The sequence below is a fragment of the Pseudomonas sp. HK3 genome, assembly GCF_052920985.1.
Genome location: NZ_JBREXD010000002.1, coordinates 99,328 through 117,956, shown reverse-complemented (window position 1 = coordinate 117,956; position 18,629 = coordinate 99,328). Strand labels below are relative to the sequence as shown.

The 18,629-nt window shown below is 43.7% G+C and carries 17 protein-coding genes; 4 read left to right on the top strand and 13 right to left on the bottom strand.

Going from position 1 to position 18,629, the window contains the following annotated elements; translation table 11 throughout:
- Positions 1-117: 117 nt before the first annotated feature.
- Positions 118-1,869 (bottom strand): alkaline phosphatase D family protein, encoded by a 1,752-nt coding sequence (locus tag ACU6U9_RS11450; protein ID WP_446735180.1) that lies wholly within the window; start codon positions 1,867-1,869, stop codon positions 118-120.
- Positions 1,870-2,100: 231 nt separating this feature from the next.
- Entirely contained in the window at positions 2,101-2,700 is a 600-nt protein-coding gene (betI, locus tag ACU6U9_RS11445) for a transcriptional regulator BetI (protein ID WP_446735179.1), read from the bottom strand.
- A gap of 259 nt (positions 2,701-2,959) precedes the next feature.
- Here betI and ACU6U9_RS11440 point away from each other — a divergent pair, with 259 nt between their 5' ends.
- Positions 2,960-4,660 carry an alkaline phosphatase gene (locus tag ACU6U9_RS11440; protein WP_446735178.1) on the top strand — a complete coding sequence of 567 codons (1,701 nt, stop codon included), beginning with the start codon at positions 2,960-2,962 and terminating at the stop codon, positions 4,658-4,660.
- A 161-nt stretch (positions 4,661-4,821) separates the two neighbouring features.
- On the opposite strand, the gene hmpA is transcribed toward ACU6U9_RS11440, so the two are convergent.
- From hmpA to ACU6U9_RS11425, 3 genes are all read right to left on the bottom strand, one after another.
- On the bottom strand, positions 4,822-6,021 hold the full coding sequence (hmpA, locus tag ACU6U9_RS11435; RefSeq protein ID WP_446735177.1) for an NO-inducible flavohemoprotein: 1,200 nt from the start codon (positions 6,019-6,021) through the stop codon (positions 4,822-4,824).
- 111 nt (positions 6,022-6,132) lie between these two features.
- Entirely contained in the window at positions 6,133-7,374 is a 1,242-nt protein-coding gene (locus ACU6U9_RS11430) for an NnrS family protein (RefSeq protein WP_446735176.1), read from the bottom strand.
- Positions 7,364-7,645, bottom strand: coding sequence for a hypothetical protein (locus tag ACU6U9_RS11425; RefSeq protein ID WP_446735175.1), 282 nt, complete (start codon positions 7,643-7,645; stop codon positions 7,364-7,366). Before ACU6U9_RS11425 ends, ACU6U9_RS11430 begins: the two co-directional genes overlap by 11 nt.
- A gap of 213 nt (positions 7,646-7,858) precedes the next feature.
- On the opposite strand from ACU6U9_RS11425, the gene norR reads away from it, so the two are divergent.
- Both norR and ACU6U9_RS11415 read left to right on the top strand, forming a co-directional pair.
- Positions 7,859-9,463, top strand: a complete 1,605-nt coding sequence (gene norR / locus ACU6U9_RS11420; protein WP_446735174.1) for a nitric oxide reductase transcriptional regulator NorR — start codon at positions 7,859-7,861, stop codon at positions 9,461-9,463.
- A 233-nt stretch (positions 9,464-9,696) separates the two neighbouring features.
- Positions 9,697-11,463: a hypothetical protein gene (locus ACU6U9_RS11415; RefSeq protein ID WP_446735173.1), complete on the top strand. Its 1,767-nt coding sequence runs from the start codon at positions 9,697-9,699 to the stop codon at positions 11,461-11,463.
- Between the two features lie 372 nt (positions 11,464-11,835).
- Here the strand turns inward: ACU6U9_RS11415 and ACU6U9_RS11410 are convergent, their stop codons facing one another.
- The 7 genes from ACU6U9_RS11410 to trmJ form a co-directional block, all read right to left on the bottom strand.
- Positions 11,836-12,288 carry an NfeD family protein gene (locus tag ACU6U9_RS11410; protein ID WP_446735172.1) on the bottom strand — a complete coding sequence of 151 codons (453 nt, stop codon included), beginning with the start codon at positions 12,286-12,288 and terminating at the stop codon, positions 11,836-11,838.
- A 2-nt stretch (positions 12,289-12,290) separates the two neighbouring features.
- Positions 12,291-13,229, bottom strand: coding sequence for an SPFH domain-containing protein (locus tag ACU6U9_RS11405; protein WP_446735171.1), 939 nt, complete (start codon positions 13,227-13,229; stop codon positions 12,291-12,293).
- A gap of 193 nt (positions 13,230-13,422) precedes the next feature.
- The gene (locus tag ACU6U9_RS11400) at positions 13,423-13,803 is read right to left on the bottom strand and encodes a hypothetical protein (RefSeq protein WP_446735170.1); all 381 of its coding nucleotides are present in this window, start codon (positions 13,801-13,803) and stop codon (positions 13,423-13,425) included.
- Between the two features lie 45 nt (positions 13,804-13,848).
- Entirely contained in the window at positions 13,849-14,142 is a 294-nt protein-coding gene (locus ACU6U9_RS11395) for a hypothetical protein (RefSeq protein WP_446735169.1), read from the bottom strand.
- Positions 14,143-14,174: 32 nt separating this feature from the next.
- A complete protein-coding gene (locus ACU6U9_RS11390; RefSeq protein ID WP_446735168.1) occupies positions 14,175-15,089 on the bottom strand; it encodes a putative RNA methyltransferase in 915 nt (304 codons plus the stop codon).
- A gap of 12 nt (positions 15,090-15,101) precedes the next feature.
- Positions 15,102-16,238 (bottom strand): succinyl-diaminopimelate desuccinylase, encoded by a 1,137-nt coding sequence (dapE, locus tag ACU6U9_RS11385; protein ID WP_446735167.1) that lies wholly within the window; start codon positions 16,236-16,238, stop codon positions 15,102-15,104.
- 10 nt (positions 16,239-16,248) lie between these two features.
- Positions 16,249-16,968 carry a tRNA (cytosine(32)/uridine(32)-2'-O)-methyltransferase TrmJ gene (trmJ, locus tag ACU6U9_RS11380; RefSeq protein ID WP_446735166.1) on the bottom strand — a complete coding sequence of 240 codons (720 nt, stop codon included), beginning with the start codon at positions 16,966-16,968 and terminating at the stop codon, positions 16,249-16,251.
- A gap of 319 nt (positions 16,969-17,287) precedes the next feature.
- Between trmJ and fabR the strand changes: the two genes are divergently transcribed.
- Positions 17,288-17,911: an HTH-type transcriptional repressor FabR gene (gene fabR, locus ACU6U9_RS11375; protein ID WP_446735165.1), complete on the top strand. Its 624-nt coding sequence runs from the start codon at positions 17,288-17,290 to the stop codon at positions 17,909-17,911.
- Between the two features lie 67 nt (positions 17,912-17,978).
- Here the strand turns inward: fabR and ACU6U9_RS11370 are convergent, their stop codons facing one another.
- The gene (locus ACU6U9_RS11370; RefSeq protein WP_446735164.1) at positions 17,979-18,629 is read right to left on the bottom strand and encodes a VWA domain-containing protein; all 651 of its coding nucleotides are present in this window, start codon (positions 18,627-18,629) and stop codon (positions 17,979-17,981) included.

The window sequence follows — 18,629 nt, the reverse complement described above, 5'->3', positions numbered from 1 at the left end:
CGGTGTGGCTAGTAGAAGTGATTGTGATTAAGCCGCTACCGTCACTGCCTACCCAAAGGACATGCTAATAGAACGCAGTCCTTGAGTAGGAGTCCCATATCTTAATTTTGTTACTTTTTAAAACGTAATGATCGTCGAAACAATCTCTTCGCTTTCTGTTTGCAGTGATAATTTAATCGTGCTGTTAGCCCAATCAATATCAATTTGCCCGTAGTTGCTGCCAGATTTATTTATGATGTGACGGTCGGCGGTGGATACGCTGCCCAGGTTGCTCGGCACTTTACCCACTTTACCTGTTGGGATGCTTGCGCCTTCGGGTGCGCAGTTGCCCCATGCGTCTTCAATGCCTTTGCCGTTGCTGTCTAGTTGGGTGTAACACCATGGGGCGCTGTTATCACGAGTGATGCAGCTGTCGTAAGTAATGCCCGCGTATTTAAACGGCAATTGACACGCTTGGTTGTATTGGCCGTTGCCTTGGTTGTCGGCATAGATGTTTAGGCGGTTTGGGTTGGGTACATCGTAGCGCCAGTTTTGGCCAAAACCGGATGCGGTGATCTCGTAAACCGTTGCTTGAGCGCCGTGTTGGTTGCTGGCGGGTATGGTTTTTTCAAGTAGCTCGCCCCAGTGTTGGTCACCACTAACAAAAATAATCTGTTTGGTTTTACCTGTGTTAATGGCTTGTTGCGCTAGGCGTAATAGTTTTTCTCGTTGCTGTGGCATTTCAGCCCATGATTCGTAACTGGTGCCGGAATCATTACTTTCGTTTAGGTTGTTCACCGCTGCATTAAATTGTTGGCCGTTACCGTATGCGCAATAACGGTTTAAATTACGGGCGCGGTGCAGTGGTGGCAATACTTGAATGCCCGATGCAATAATTTTAATTTCAGACGGTTTTGCCAGTTCTTGTTCTAACCATGCCCATTGTGCATCACCTAATACGGTGGAGTTGTCACCTTGGCACGTGCCATAACTGCTAAACGTAGGCGAGCGGAAGTAACGCGCATCTAACATGATGGAGTGCACTTGTTTGCCACTTGGCCCCTGAATGGTTGCGCTGTAAATACCGTCTTGTTGGTTGTAGCGTACGTCATTGTTTGGAATATCAAAGTGACGCAAAAACTGCTGCTGGCTTTCTTCGCGTTTGCTGTAGTTGTTGCCTGCGTTGTTGGCACCAAAGTCGTGGTCATCCCAAGTGGCCAGTACCGGAATTTGGGCCTCTAAAAAACGTTGGTAATCGGTGTTGCGTTTTTTAGTGTCGTACTTGTTTTGCATGGTGGTCATGTTAGTGGTGTCGGCGTATATGTTGTCACCTAGCCACATAAATAAATCCGGTTTGCTTTCAATAATGCGACTCATGGCTTGGCCCATGGTGCCTTGTACTTTAAAGCACGAACCCACGGCAATTTTTTCGATCAGGTCGCTTGATTGTGGTTGCGTGTGTGAAAGCAGTTCGTTGGGTTGGCTATTTACATTGCAGTTTTCCCAGTTTTTACCATTGCCTTCGGTGTAACACCAAAAGTCATCGTTGTCGCGGGTGCTGCAACCGTTGAATTTTTCTAGTTTATAAGAGCTAGACGTCGCACATTTATTACCTGAAACCGTGGTTTGTTGAGGAATGGTTTCTTCACGTACGTTACCCCAATTGCTGCCATTAATGGGCGTTTTTAAATAACACCACTGGCCGCCAATGTGGTCGCGGTTGGTGGTTCCTACGTATTGGTTATCTTTGTACGTAAAAGGTTGTTGGCATTGCTCGAAGTGAACTTCGGGTGCTGCGAAGGTGGTTTGGCTCAATGCGCCAAGCAAGCCGCTGAGTACGGTTATTCTCGTAAACGTAGGCGCAAACGAATGTGGTCGCTGGGTTTTCATTGTGGGCTCTCTCTTTATTATTGGTGAGACTGCCAATGCAGAGTAGAGATTAAATATGACGAATTGCTTAATTTATATTGAATGGCTAATCAAATATAAGTAATGGCCGTATTTAGGCGAGAACAGACTAAATGCAATTGTTAAATTAGCCATTTAAAGTCATGCGGGGTCGTAACGCTGTTCGCGTATGCACATTACACCCAATATAAAGTGGGCAGGCAGCGTGCAAAATTAAGCGGTTTGAACAGCGTGATCACGAATAATATTGGCAATTGAGGTTTTACAGGTTTCAACCGCGGCCGCGTATGCGTTGTCACCTTCGTGGCTTAGGGCGCAACGTAACCAGTAGCCATCTATTTGTGCCGCAATCAGTTGGGCGCTCCATTCAACTTTGTCGGCTTGAATCAAATGCCTTAGCGAATATTTAAGGTTTGAAATTAAACGCTTTGCATTGACTTGTTGCAGGCGCGCCAGTTGTGGTGAATGCATAGATTGCGTCCAAAACGCTAACCAAGTGACGGCGGCTTGTTTTGAGCGTTGCAAGCTTGTGAAGTTGGCATCGATGATGGCATTTAAACGAACATGATGATCAATACTGTTAGGCAAGTGTTGCAGTAGGTCTTGTTTCAGTTGCTCTAATAAATAGCGCATGGTGGCATCCATTAGTCCGGCTTTATCACCAAAATAATGGCTGATAATACCCGTGCTTAGGTTGGCTTTTTTACTGATAACAGAAACCGTTGTGCCATGAAAACCGTGTTCTTCAATCGCTGCAAGGGTGGCGTTGATTAACTGTTCACGCCTAATTTTTTCCATGCCGACTTTAGGCATATTGTCCTCGTTTATTCAAAAGATAACGATACTATCATATGACAGTGATATTGCATTTAGGTTAATTGTCAAAGTATTAGGCTTAATAGGACACTTAATGTGGCCGAATAAGTGATCATAAGGCACTGATTTCATATATTTTTTCATTTTATATTGAACGGCCATGCAATTTTAAGAAAACTGTAATATTTCCCCCCCATACTGCCCATCATCAGTGATTCAAACTGTAACGAATCTGAAACAATAAAAGGAATGCGCAATGAAATTTACGCCAACCAAAAATGTGCTAGCCGTGCTGGTGACGTGCTCTTTTTTAACAGCATGCGGTTCAAGCAGTAATAGTAAGCCAAATACTGAGCCTGCAGTTGATGAACCAAAGATTGAAGAGCCAAAGATAGAAGAACCTAAAGTCGTTGAACAAAACAAAGTTAAAAACGTGATCTTAATGATCGGTGATGGCATGGGCGCACAGCAAGTTGGCCTATTAGAAGAATACGCCCGTCGCGCCCCTAATTCTGTATTAACATCAACAGTGACAGGTTTGCAAAAATTTGCAGATAACGGCCGTTTAGGGTTATCAATGAACGCACCTATGGGCGCGAATCCAAGCTTGGTTGTCGACTCTGCGTGTTCAGCGACTCAACTAGCCACGGGTAAAGGTTCAATCTCTGAAGCGGTAGGCCTTGATGATAACGGCAATAAAGTCGAAACCATTCTAGAAAAAGCCAAAGCCATGGGCAAAGCCACGGGTTTGATTTCTGATACGCGTTTAACCCACGCGACACCAGCGGCTTTTGCGGCGCACCAGCCACATCGTTCGTATGAAAACGAAATCGCACAAGACTTATTAAATGTTGGTGTTGATGTGATGCTAGGCGGTGGCTCACGTCATTGGGTACCGGCTGGTGATTTTGCGGCCATGGCGGCTGAGTTAAATGCACCGACTCATGTTATTAAAAAATCAAAACGTTCAGATGATCGTAACCTTATTAAAGAAGCACAAGTGGCCGGTTACGGTTTGGCTTTCACTAAAGCGCAATTAGCGGCAGCCAACGGCACTAAGCTGTTAGGTTTGTTTGATGATTCGGCCATGAATGACGGCATCGAATACACCAATTGTAAAAACGGTGCACAAAGCGCTAAGTGTACTGACGAGCCATCGTTAAAAGACATGACCATGAAAGCGTTGGATATCTTGTCTAAAGATGATGATGGTTTCTTCTTAATGATCGAAGGCGGTCAAATTGATTGGGCGGGTCACGTAAACGACACAGGTTGGTTGCTACATGAAATGCTAAAATTCGACGAAGCCGTTGAAGCGGTGTACCAATGGGTAAAAGAGCGTGACGACACTTTGGTGGTGATCACCGCTGACCACGAAACCGGTGGTTTTGGTTTTGCATACCACAAACATGAAATCCCAGAAGGTAAGCAACTGGATGGCGACGGCATGGACGGTAAAGAATACAAACCAAACTTCAACTTTGGTTCACTAAATACGTTAGATAAAATCTACGCACAGAAAAAATCATACTACGATATCTTTAGTGATGTTGAAGGCGATTGGGACTTCACAGCGTCGACCCCAGCAGAATGGAAAACCGCAGTAAACGCTAGCCTACACGCTGACTTCCACGTATCAGACGACGAAGCGGATCACATTGCAGCACGTACCGATAACGAGAATGTGATTGACGGTCACAAGTACTTGTCGGTTGCAAGATTGCCGTTAATTAACGATTACAGTGACTTTTACGTTTACCCAGGTGAAGATCATGGCCCTCTCATTAGCCGTGCGATTGGTGCAGAGCAAAGTGTTGCCTGGAGCAACGGTTCTCATACTGCATCACCTGTACCTGTATATGCATTTGGCCCTGAAGCCATTGCCAATAAATTTTCGACCATGCAGCATCATACAAACATTGGTCAAAAATTAATGGATGCATTGATCGTAGAGTAACCCACGTTACTGATACGAATGATTAATCGGTTATTGTTAAAAATTATTGTTTATTAAAAACCGATTAATTAATTTAAACACCCTAAGCGCTATGCGTTTAGGGTGTTTTTTTATGGCTCAATATTTATTAAGTAGTTTTATGTGTATATGTATGTTTACGGTTAGAGGTCTTCGTGTGGGCCAAATACCTCGTAATGAATGTTGTTTTTATTGACGCCTAATTGAATGAGTTGCTGTTTGGCAAACTGCATAAATGAAACAGGGCCGCATATATAAAAATCGGCCGTGTTTAGTGGTAACTGATTTTGTATCTTTGCTAGGTCCATATACCCATTAAACGTATTGGCTAAAGTGCTTTGCTCTTGGTTGTACCAAGTAAAAGTTGTGACGCGGCTAGCAATGCTCAGGCTTTGGTTACGTTTTTTAAACGAATGTTGTGCGCTGTCTTCACAAGCATGTAAGTAAAACAAAGGTTGCTTAGAATCTTTAGCTACCAGTGTTTCTAGCATTGATTGCATCGGGGTTAAACCAACCCCAGCGGAAATAAGCACCACGGGTTTGTCGTTGGTTTTTAAATAGAAGTCTCCCGATGGTGGGTATAATGTTACCTCGCCCGCTAAGCGTAAGTCATCGTGCAAGTAGTTTGAAACCACGCCGGCTTTGTGGTCAGTTTGCAGTGGTGTTTCACGTTTAACACTAATGCGGTAGCTGTTACGGTTGCTTTTATCTGAAAGCGAATACTGGCGAATTTCTTTGTAGCCACCACCAGGTGGTTGTACTTCAATACCAATGTATTGGCCCGGCAGATAGCCCATTACATCGCCACCGTCGCAGGGTTCCAGCACTAAACTTTTGACCAGTTCAGATTCGATTCTTTTTTCAATTAAGCGAAATTGTCGCCCGCCGCGCCAGCCGCCATTGACCTGTGCATTTTGGTTATATATGGCTTCTTCACGGTTAATAAATACACCGGCCAGTTGCCCGTAAGCCGCAGCCCAAGCCGCTTCAACGTCTGGTGTGAATGCGTCAGCGGCCAGTTCACGCAGTGTTTCAATAAGATGATGCCCCACAATGTCATATTGCGCAGGTTGAATATGCAAACTGGTGTGCTTGTTGGCAATGCGCTCGACCATGCTGGCTAAAACCGATGGGTTTTCGAGGTGTTTAGCGTACGCGGCAATGGCCGAAAACAACGCAAACTGTTGGCGACCAGAGGCTTGATTGCTCATGTTAAAGGTATCTTGCAGTTCTGGGTTGTGTATAAACATACGCTTATAAAAATGTTCAGTAATGGCGGTGCCCGCATTTTCTAAAAGCGGAATAGTACTTTTTACGATCTCTATTTGTTGTTGGCTTAACATGGTTGCTCCAGTGGTTTATGGTTTAAGCGTGCGTGAGCCTGCAGGCTCTCTTCGGAGCCTTAACATGCAGGGATGTATGAATAATTCTTTATGGGTTTAGTAATGCAGAAATTAAATTTTCGATTGCATTAACATAGGCGTGTATCGATATAAAAAAAGACTAAAGGCGCTTACCCATAATAAAGCCGAGATGTTCCAGCCCATTAAGTGTTGATTTAATAGCGGTAATAAAAAACGCAATAAAGTCGCAACTATAATCATAAAAAAAGCGGCGGCGATTAACCGATTAATCACTAATGCGCGGCCTGTATGGCCGAGGGATACACGGCAGATCATGGCTAAAATCATCCCACCTAATGTGCCCACCGTAATTAAGTGAACGGCATCGGCGAAGCGAATGGCATCGGTATAAGCGCTAGCCCCCATGGCAATTAGCCCTAGGCCTAAAAATAAATAGGCAGCATGCAGTGACCATAATAAAGGCAATTTAAGAGTGGCTTGAGGTGCCCAGTGGCTTAATCTGTATAAATGCATTAGGCCAATTAACATTAAAATACCGACGGGGTTTATGCTTAACAAAGCCTCAAACGACCATGATGTATTGGCCGATAAACCATTAATGAAAAAGACGCTTGCGCCAAAAAGTGAAATTAGCAATAGGTTTTTATCTAACTTAGGCGTGGCGATGATGCTTTTAGCGGCCCATTTTTTAGCGCGCGGATCGCCGTCACGGTTGATACCATTGCGGGTAAACATTGGAATAACGCGGCCAGAAATCAGGCTGATGATAATACTAAAAAATAAAATAACGCTGCGTGCAATATGCAACGCCATCTCAGTGTTGTGGGTAAAGGCGCAGTACAAAAAGAACAAATGCAAACTGGCGATCACACACAGTAGCGGCAGTATTTTATAGTTACGCTGACTATTTGCTTTTAATAAAAGCTGGGCCAGCTTAACGATCACCATGCCCCACCAAATGGTTTGCAACAGCATGAGCATAAATAAATTAACGGTGTCTTGTATCAATAGTACTCGTATTACCAGCCATATGATCACAAGCGCCATTAAACTATAGCCATGTAAGCTGCGCAGGTTTGTCCAAGTTTGCACCGCCGTCATTAAAAAGCCTGCGGCGATGGTGAGTGCAAAACCAAATAACATTTCATGAATGTGCCACAGCGTTGCAGGCATTTCGCTTTGCCAGTTTAAATGGCCGTTAAGTATTAATAACCAAGCACCCAGGGATACAATCGAAAGCGCGCTGGCGATGATAAAAAACGGGCGAAACGCTAAGTCCCAAAGGGCGGCTTGTATTGGCTTAGATGGCAGCAGTGATAATTTAAAATTCACGAGATTTTTCCTTGTGTAACTGATTCAAGGCGACGCAGCGAGTGATGTATCCAAGTTTAATAACGGTGGCGAAAATTAAAGTGCCAATATGAGCACTCACCTGTACCGATAAAGAGAAAAGATGCGCAAATTGGTAGCTAGCAAGAATAGACACAATGATGAGCACCAAGCCCGCTAGCATGCTGAAATTACCAGTGTGTAATAAGCGTTGCATGCGGTGTGTGTTGGGTTGCTGCATTAGCGGGTTAGTTGAGCTAATCGCGGGATGCATGGCAGTCTCCTGGTTGATGCGGTATAGAATGACTCCTATATAGCGAATACCGTGCCAGATGATAAAACCCTTTATAAACAATGACTTGAGTAATATATTTGTTATTTTCGAGTCAATTTGACTCTATTATTTTTATGTATATTTAATACGACTGTGTCATTAAGACTCTTTTTGATTTATGCTTTGAAATGTATTGAGAAAAGGTTTAGCCACATGACAAATATTACTTTATCGGCCTTGATTGAGCTGGCCATTGACCTCAGTAGCAGCCTAATTGCAAAAGATCGCTTTGAGCGATTATTAACCACCGTTAGAAAATCCATTACCTGCGATGCCGTGGTGTTGTTGGTTAAGCAGGGTGATTACTTAAAGCCGTTAGCATTACAAGGTTTAAGTCATGACACTTTAGGGCGTCGCTTTGCCATTGCTGAACACCCACGCTTTCAGCAAATTTGTGATGCCAGTTCGCCAGTGCGTTTTGAAAGCCACACGCCATTGCCTGACCCTTATGATGGTTTGTTATTGGCCACAGAGGGGGATTTACCCGTGCATTCGTGTATGGGCTTGCCACTGATGTTTGATCATAATTTGATTGGCGTACTGACTCTCGATAGCTTAACGCCCAATGAATTTGATGATATCCCGCAAAAAACATTGGATATTATTGCGGCTATGTCGGCGGCCAGTTTAAAAACGGCACTCACACTCGATTTACTTGAGCGACACGCATCCCATGCGCAGGCAGTGGTTGAAAATTTAACGCAGCAAGCGTTAAGTAAAGATGGTGGCGAATTAATTGGCGAGAGCCATGTGATGCAGCAATTAAAAGATGAAATTCAAATGGTGGCCGGCTCTGATTTCACCGTATTAATTAATGGCGAAACGGGCGTTGGTAAAGAATTAGTTGCCCGCACGGTTCATAAACAATCAATGCGCAGTAATGGCCCATTGGTGTATGTCAATTGCGCGGCATTGCCTGAAAACTTAATTGAGAGCGAGTTGTTTGGCCATGTAAAAGGCGCGTTTACTGGCGCTAATCAAAACCGTGCGGGTAAATTTTCGATTGCCGATGGTGGTACGATATTTTTAGATGAAATTGGTGAAATACCATTGGCCGTACAAAGTAAGTTATTGCGAGCCTTACAAAGCAAAGAGATTCAGCCGGTTGGCCAAGATGAAACCTATCACGTGGACGTACGCATTATTGCGGCAACCAATCGTAATTTATTAGAAGAGGTTGAGCGGGGCCATTTTCGATCGGATTTGTATCATCGTTTAAGTGTTTACCCAATTAATGCACCTGCGCTGCGTGAACGCAAAGACGATATTGTTTTGTTAGCGGGTTATTTTATTGAACATACAAAACGCAAGTTGGGTATTCCTCAAATGCGATTTTCGACTGCTGCATTAAATCATTTAAAGCAATATGACTGGCCTGGTAATGTCAGAGAATTAGAGCACTGTATTAATCGTGCGGCGTTAAAAGCCAGAAACGATCAGCGTAAAAAAGACATTGTATCGATTCGCCCAGAACATATTGGCGAGCTAATGGTGTCATCATCAGGGTTGATTCCCAGTAATGAGCGTGACGACTCTAACGCACAGGTAGGTGGCATGCATCAATTGGATGCTCCGAGCAGTTTAAAGCAAGCCACCGATGATTTTCAGCGACAACATATTATTCAGGCGCTTGAAACAAGCCATGGTAATTGGGCGGCAGCAGGGCGATTGTTAAAAATGGACCGCGCTAATTTAACCCGACTGGCCAAACGGCTGGATATTAGCGTTGAAAAAATGATTCAATCAAATAAAGGCTGAAATCGCGCTCATACCTAGCGCCCAACTTTAGCTCACATGCGGTGAGTAAGCATTACCTTTAATATGTGCCGAAATGGCTATGTATTGTTTGATTTTGAGACGTGACGCCTGTTTTGATGGCTAGTTATAAGCATATAACCCTAAATTGCACTATTTCCCTTTGCCCCATCTTCTCTTAGCATTCGCTGACTACTTAATAAACAATATTTAGTCCGAAGAACTAAGGTGATGCCATGTTTAAAAAAACCATACTAATTACGAGTCTTACTGCATTGGCAGCATGTGGCGGCGGTGGTGGCAGTAGCTCATCCAGTGATATTAAGGCAGGAAAAATTGATGCATTGGCGGGTGTGGATTACCGTACTGAAACTCAGTCGGGCACACTCAGTAGCAGTGGTGAATTCAAATATAAAGAGGGTGAGAGTCTTACCCTTTTGATCGGTGATACGGTTATTGCCGAAACGAATACGGCTGCCGAGACAAGCCTTGTAAAGTTGCTTGCCTTGGATGAATTACCAGCGACCCCCTTAGCCGTACGCAGTGCTTTACGTATGCCAGAATATACCCGTGAGCGGATTGAAACCGGTTATTTAATAGAAAAAACAGTGGGCCAATATAACCAACTTCATAATACGTCTAATGTGATGCGTTTATTGATTGCGTTGGATAATGACAATGATTCATCAAACGGCTTTGATATTACGGCGAATAGCGCAGCTGTTGTGGGTTTAAAGTTGAACTTTGATGTGAGCTTGTATGAGTTTTCTGCTAATGATGATGCGTTGGCGTTTCAGCACAGCAGCGGTATTTCTTTGGCGATGGATGCAGCACGCCCATTACGTGATGCTTATGATTTGGCGGATATTGATATCACTGTAGCTGAGCGTGTAACACAAGAGGGCGTCGGAAGCTTAAGCTACACTGCCTTTGGTCAGGTGGCTACCCGAACAGATGATCGTTCATCAAGTTCTATTACAGAATACACCTACACTTATTCTGCCGAAAATGGTGAAATGTTAATCGAGCAATATGCAACCGAACAAAAAAGCAATGCAATTAAACATCTATCTTCCCGTCAATTAAATACAAAAACCTATAATAATTTTGGTTTATTAAATTCTGACCGTGCAGAAATTTTTGTTCGTGGTAATACCACCGAGCTTGCAACATATGATATTCAAACCAATAGCTATATGGATGACAAGGTGTATTTAACAACAGAGCGCACAGTGGAGTACTCTGATGCAGCCGGTACCGTTGATAATTCGTACTCTGTTCGTAAAACATATAATGATGTGAAAAAACGAACATCATCTGCCAATTTTAGTGGGGATACAACGGATCAAGAGGTTTTTGAATACGGCACTAAATCATATTTATATGATTCTGAAAGCCGCTTAACTAAAACAGAATATGAAAATTTAAATTCAAATACACAGTCTAGTTTTGAATATACGTATAGCGAAAATGCAGGCAGCTTGATTTCAACGCGAACATATAATCGATCAAACGGCACTAAAGAAGAGATTAAAGAAATCATTAGCTCAGAGGGTTTGTTGACGGCTAAAGAGACAAAAGCGATTGATGGCGGTGGTCTTGTTACCTTCATCGAGAGCATGACTTATGTTTATGATGATCAGGGTCGAATTAGTGAATGTCGCTCACAGAGTGATTCAAACGGTGATGGTACTGCAAATTCTACAGCAACCTCAAACCTTGTTTATACCGCTGCTGGTTTGAGTAACATTAAAAATATTTATGATTCAAACGCAGACGGTACAGCCGACTCAGAAACTGACTTAAGCGTTACTTATGGCGATAATGGTGAGGTTACAATAGATAAATATGGTAATGTTTTTACTTATGGCAATGCAGCGCAAAATGGAATCAGTTATTTAATATATGAATATAAAGCCCCTGCACTAGGTGGCGATACATATTTATATTTTTATGACAACAACGTGAAATGTGAAACTGCTTCTACTCATCCTCATGCTTAATTAAACAGGGCATAACGTTTTAAAAAACCGCATTCGTAACGAATTTCGGTTTTTTATCGTTATATTTTTGAATTCACGTTGTGATTGATTGCTATATCGATATAGTTGGTTATACATATAGAGAGCTACTGTTTTATGGTTATGTAATAATTATTTAATATAGTCATACCAATGATAAGGTCAGCTTTTACCTTTCTAGTATTTATCAATACAGCAGTGTCATTTAATAATAACGGCAGATGATTAGATGTTTTTGTATTTTAAATTAATTTTATGATTTGAATAATCAGAGTTAAATTCGATAAAAAAGAAATAAAAACGGCCTCAATAGAGGCCGTTTTTATTTTGGTAAATGTGAAATTAAGAAAGCAATTACACTTGCTCAACCCATAATGCACCTACATCGGCTTTTACCACTTTAACCTGTGTGCCTTTTGTTAAGGGCTGCTGGCTTTTAACTTTCCATTGAATACCTGAATACTGATGATGCGTTAGCCCTTGGTTATCGACATCATTTTCAAGCGTAAACTGATGAACAATCGTTGTTGCGGTTTCTTTGTTTTTTCCACTGTTTTGTTGGCTCTTTTTAAGCGGCTTCCAAAGTAGGGCGGCTAAAACACCGGTGACAATAGCATTACTCCAAAAAGCGCTGATGTAAGTGGCGTCTAATACGCCTAATAACATCAGCCCCCCAGTGATGACCATTGAGCACCCCATGAAGAACAGCACAAAGGTGGCAAAGCCGAGTATAGCCACTTCTATGATCAACAGTGCAATACCCGCAATGATCAAACTCTCTGACAGATTTTGTGCAATGAAGTCCATGGTTAGCCTTTTTGTTGTTCGTTAATCTTGTTAATGATAGCCATAGATGACGCCACTAACGAACTTGCGCTTGTATCGCCACTGGGTAGTAAGATCACAGACGATTCTTTGGCAATGGCTTTTTGTGCTTCAATCGCTTTGGTTGCTAGGTCAAGTTGAACCGCTTTTTGGCCTTCTTCAGTCATAGCAGCATCACCAATGGTTTTAAGAGCTTTTGCTTTTGCATCTGCTACTGCAATAATGGCTTGTGCTTCACCTTCTGCTAATAAAATTTGCTCGGCTTTATCGGCTTCTGCTGCCAGTACCATTGAGGCTTTTTGACCTTCGGCCACGTTGATGGCGGCTTGTTTATCACCTTCAGATTCTAAAATCTGAGCACGTTTTACACGCTCGGCTTTCATCTGTGCTTCCATGGATTCTAAAATTGACTTAGGTGGCACGATGTCTTTGATTTCGTAACGCAGTAACTGAATACCCCAAGGCTCGGCGGCTTGGTTGATAGATGAAACGATGTCAGCGTTTAGAGCTTCACGTTCTTCGAATGTACGGTCTAGTTCAAGTTTACCAATGGCGCTACGCATGGTGGTTTGCGCGAGCTGTGTGACGGCATAGGTGTAGTCATCTACGCCATAAGTCGCATCGTATGGGTTAAGTACACGCAAATACAGTACGCCATCAACCACAAGAGAGATGTTGTCTTTTGTGATAACGGCCTGGCTTGGTACATCTTGGGCTTGTTCTTTTAAGCTACGATCAGCGGCGATGCGATCAATAAACGGCATCATAAAATTAAGACCCGCTACTTTGGTGCTATGGTATTTGCCGAAACGCTCGATTAACCAAGCGCGGTTTTGTGGCACGAAGATAATGCTTTTTTTCAGTACAACCAGTACGAATAAAAACGCAATACCAGCGAGGATAGTACTCATGGAGATGGGCATGAAATGTCCTTTTCTTTATGTGAATAGTGCTTTGATTGTAAAGGGTTTATGTGAGCGCGCCCAGTACTAGAATTGAGAATCTTTAAGGTTTGTGGAAAGGGTTTAGGTGTTGGGTTTAGGTCGGTCGGGCGCGGGGCACCCTCGTACAATTGTAGGAGCTTGCCCCTGCGAGCGAAAAAATGAGTGGTATGGTTTAACCCTCTGGCCACTCAATCAACATATCTTCTTCGCCATCAACGATTCGCCACCATTGACTCTCAGGGCCTTGGCCGTCTTCCCAACTGCTGTTGGAACAGCGAATTTGAGTGGCTAATTCTTTACAAGCAGCATGGGCGCAATCTAAATCGGTGTCCCACGGGCTGTTGTTTTGTTTAAACCAGATACTGGAATACTTAGCGATGGCATTACCAAAGGCGATGACTTCGCTGCCGTCGACTAACCAGTGGCTGCGGGCTTCGCTCTTTTTGGTTTCGATGTGTTTACGTTCTACCGTTTTAAAGTGCAGGGCAAGCCAGTCTTCAATTTGTTTGAAGGTGACGTCTTTGACGTAAATTTCGATGTCTGGGTAGCGCATGGTTAAACCTTTTACGAGACAAGTTTAATTGTGATGATTATCTTTTTAGTGATTGTCATTTTGGTCACGTTGGCTTGTTTTACGTTTTTTAAAAAATATATACCAGCGGTAATAGGTCAAACTTAAATAACCAATTAACGCGGTGATAATGCCGATAATAAATAAAAGTATGGCCAGTAATGTTAGCAGTTCGGCTAACAGGGGTTGCGCGTCATAATGTTTAGCACTGAGATAAAACAACCCAATACCAATCATGAATATGGCTAATCCCGCGCCAAAAATAGCAAAGCAGCGTTGATAATTTTGAGCTAAGTTACCAAGCCATCTAACGATAAACATGCACGCTCCTTGTGTTTGTTTCTTTTGTTAGGTTAAACGTCGCTTTGCTGGTTGTCTTCTTGTTCGTCTGCTTGAATGTCGTCAACTGGTTTTTCGCGATAAATACGTTCACTTATGGGTTTTAAGCTAAAGCTATCTAAATTGATTTGTACACGTAAGTCTAGACGTTCTTGCGCCATTAAGCTTTGTTGTATTTCTGGGCTTGAGCGCCATGTGTGTGGCGTCATGGCGAGAAGGTGTTGAGTACTTTCTGGCGGCAAGCTCATGGTGAAATCTAACGTTTGGCGGTGTTCGTGGTTAAAGTCGTCGTTCATGACGGCAATGGCATCAAATTCCACAAACTTTGGTGTGGTGTAGATGGCTTCTTTTAATTGCTGTAAATGGTAAGCACCGGCACTTGCAATAAATACGCGGCCATTTTCATGGCATAGATTAGCAAGGGCTTTCGGCATAATGCGGTTAAACACGTTCATGATTAATTGCATGCTGCCTTGAGCAAAGGGCGCATGGTTGGCGTTGGCCACTAACCAATTGATATCTTTGCTGCGTTTACAGGCTGTTTTTACGGCATCTTTTGAAATGTCTAAGCCATAAAAAGCATGATTTATTTGGTGGTCACTTAACGCTGTGTGTAGGCGTTCAGTGTAGTAACCTTCGCCACAACCTAAATCTAAAATCTGGCTTTGTTCAGTTGTGTTTTGCAGTAGGTGGTCAATGGCTAATTGATTAATGGTGTCAGAAATAACCTGATAGTGGCCGCCATTCAAAAATGCGCTGCGCGCTTGCACCATGGCAGCGTTGTCACCTGGTTGTTTCGAACTTTTGGCGGTATTGAGTAATAAATTAAAATAGCCTTGCTTGGCTTGGTCATAGCTGTGATTGTTTTCACAGCATAACTGACGCTCATTAAGCTCAAGCAGACTTTGGCAAACTGGGCACGTTAACATAAGGCTTAATTGTTAATCCAAAAGCAATTTTTCAAGAGTTCGTTCATAGATGGCGCTTAAGGTATCTAAGTCGGCCACACTGATGTGTTCGTTTACTTGGTGAATAGTGGCGTTGATTGGGCCAAGCTCAACTACTTGTGCGCCTGTTGGTGCAATGAAGCGCCCGTCACTTGTCCCACCGGATGTTGAAAGCTCGGTATCGATGTTGGTCACTTCTTTAATGGCGTCAACGGCGGCGTCTACTAATGAACCGCGGTCGGTTAAGAACGGGTGGCCGCTGAGTTTCCATTCGATCTCGTATTCAAAACCGTATTTATCCATGATGGCATGGGTACGACGTTTTAATTCTTCTTGAGTCAATTCAGTTGAAAAACGGAAGTTGAAAATTAATTCTACAGTGCCCGGAATCACGTTAGTGGCGCCGGTGCCGCTGTTCATATTGCTGATTTGAAAGGTGGTGGCTGGGAAAAATTCGTTGCCGTTATCCCATTTTTCAGCGGACATTTCAGCAAGGGCAGGGGTGACTAAGTGAATTGGGTTTTTTGCCAAGTGCGGGTAAGCCACGTGACCTTGTACCCCTTTAACCGTCATCCATGCGCCTAATGAGCCACGGCGGCCATTTTTGATGACATCGCCACAGTGTGTGGTGCTAGATGGTTCGCCCACGATGCACATGTCGATTTTTTCGTTGCGCGCTTCTAAGGCTTCGATCACTTTAACCGTACCGTTGTCGGCTGGGCCTTCTTCATCGGCGGTGATTAAATACGCAATAGAGCCTTTGTGGTCTGGGTGTTTTTTTACAAAGCTTTCGGTGGCAGCTAAAAACGCGGCGATGGAGCCTTTCATGTCGGCCGCGCCACGTCCGTATAACATGCCGTCAACGATGGTGGCTTCAAATGGCGGGTAAGTCCAGCCAGCGTGTGGGCCCGTCGGTACGACATCTGTGTGACCAGCAAAACACACAAGGGGTTTTTCAGTGCCTTTGCGTGCCCATAGGTTTTTCACTTCAGCAAACTGCATGGTTTCACATTTGAAACCCAAAGGTGCCAAGATGTCTTCCATCATTTGTTGGCATTCGGCGTCTTCTGGGGTGACAGACGGCTGTTCGATTAAGGCTTTGCTTAGGGCCAGTGTGCGAGTATCGCTCATACTTGGTCTCTTATTTGTTAATCAGTTTGTCTACGCTTGCGAGTATGCCGCGTAACATGTTCAGTTCAATTTTTTCAGGGCGTGCGCGGTTAAATAATCGCTTTAAGCGCAACATGGCTTGGCCCTTATGGGCTTGGTTTAAAAAGCCTGCATCATCTAATGTGGTTTCTAGGTGTTCGTAAAAGCCGTTTAGTTCATTGACTAAAGGATAGGCTTTATCTTGCTTGGCAAAGGTTTGCCTGTTGGCCATAAAACATTCGTAGCACACCAACTGTACCGCAGAGGCCACATTCAGTACGGGGTATTCTGGGTTGCCAGGAATATCCATATGAAAGTGCGCTTTACGTAGGTGCTCGTTATGCAGCCCCATGCGTTCTGGGCCAAACATAATGGCGATTTTGCCTTTGCTGGCTTCTTCTAAAATTTGTGGTGCCATCTCGCGGGCTTCTTTGATCGGCCAAGGGTGGCTGCGTGAGCGAGCGCTGGTAGCAATAACCAGTTGGCAATCGTCTATGGCTTGATCAAGGGTTTCGACTACGGTGGCGCTGTCTAGAACGTCTGTGGCACCTGCCGCCATGGATGTAGCTTGGTCGCTTGGGTAGTCAAGGGGGGACACCAGCACTAAGTCGCTTAGGCCCATGGTTTTCATGGCACGGGCGGCGGCACCTATGTTCCCTGGGTGAAATGTGTTCACCATAACGATACGAATATTAGACAGGGGATTGGACATGGATCAGAGCCGCTAAATAAAGGGCCGCATCTTACCATAGGCAAGTTTTGGGCTCTATAGATGCTTTTTTTTGGAGGCTTGTTGTGTGAGAGATAAAAGACTGGGGTTTGTGGGTGCACGACTGGAATGGTTGTCGGGCGCGGGGTTGCATGCCCCATGAGCGTAGCGAGTGCATTGGGTACACCCTCGTACAGTGTTGGATTGCAGGCGACCGTGAGCGCAGTGAATATATTAGGTACATAAGCGACTATATCGAACAAGTTTTTTGCGCTTTATTGCGATCTGGTTACAATAGCGGCATTACTAGAAGGCTAATCACATGAGCACGCGTGCTGAACAAAAATTAAGAACTCGTCAATCGATCATCGATGCGGCATTAGAGCTCAGCAAGGACAAAGGGTTTTCGGCATTGAGTCTGCGCGAAGTCACGCGTCGAGCAGGCATTGCGCCAGCGACGTTTTATCGACATTTTGTGGACATGGAAGATCTTGGTTTGGCGCTGGTGGACCAAGTGAGTTTAATTCTGCGTCAAATCATGCGCCAAGCCCGTCATCGTGTGAAAGTTGAAGGCTCTGTGGTGAGCACGTCGGTTGAGACGTTCATGGAGTTTGTTGAAAATTACCCTAATTTAATTCGCCTGTTGAATTCCGATATGGTATCGGGCCCTAAGCAATTTCGTGAATCCATTGCTCGTGAAACGCGTCGTTTTGCTGAAGAATTAACTGATGATTTAAGCTCACCGCAACAAATGGAGCGTCAACCGCTGACTAATATCACAGAAGTCGCCGAAATGATGGTTATGTTAGTGTTTAGTCAAGGCGTGATGTCGCTGGACATGAGTGAGCAAGAGCGAAAAAATTTAGTCCGTAAATTAAACATTGAATTACGTATGGTGCTGGCGGGCAGCCATGCAATGTACTTGAAACAACAGAATAAAAAGTAAACGCAGATTGATCAAAAAAGGGTCGTCACATTATAGTGACGACCCTTTTTTTTGAGAAGATTAATGCTTAAAGTGCCAGTGATTCTTCGCGCTCTAAATCGTTGATCATGCGCCACTTACCGCCGCTTTGTTCTATGCGTTGCTGCCAATCTTTTAGGCGTTGCATGTATTTTGTTGGGTCTTGGTTATCGCTGCGCAATTTTGTAACGTTAAGGGCGATGACTTCGTAGCCTGGTAAATTTAATTCAAAGTCCCGCTTGTAACCTTTTGGCAGCTCTTCTTGCATGTCTGAAAATACCATGATGTATTTTTTATCACTGTCGATTTCATTTAGGTATTCTTTCGCCAATAACAAGCCGCCACTGATGTCGGTGTAAGCGCTGCTCTGTACGGTTTCAATAAACTTAGAAATAGTGGCACTAAAAACACGTTTTTGTTCATTGGCACGGCTAGGGCGATGATCAAATGTAACTTTGGCAATAATATCGGTTTCGGAAAAACTGCCGCTATCAATGCGGGCCACGGCAAAGCTGTCCCCCGGTTCTAGTTGTGCTAAATAGTAGTGAATAATTTGCTGGGCTTTTTTCAGCTCTTTTGTGTAAGTACCAGATGTATCGAGCAATAAATATAAACCCGTGGTAGGCTTTTGCTGAGTACAGGCACTGAGTAAAAAAAGGGTGCCTAAGAATAGTGCGATTACTGTGATTGATTTCATCAT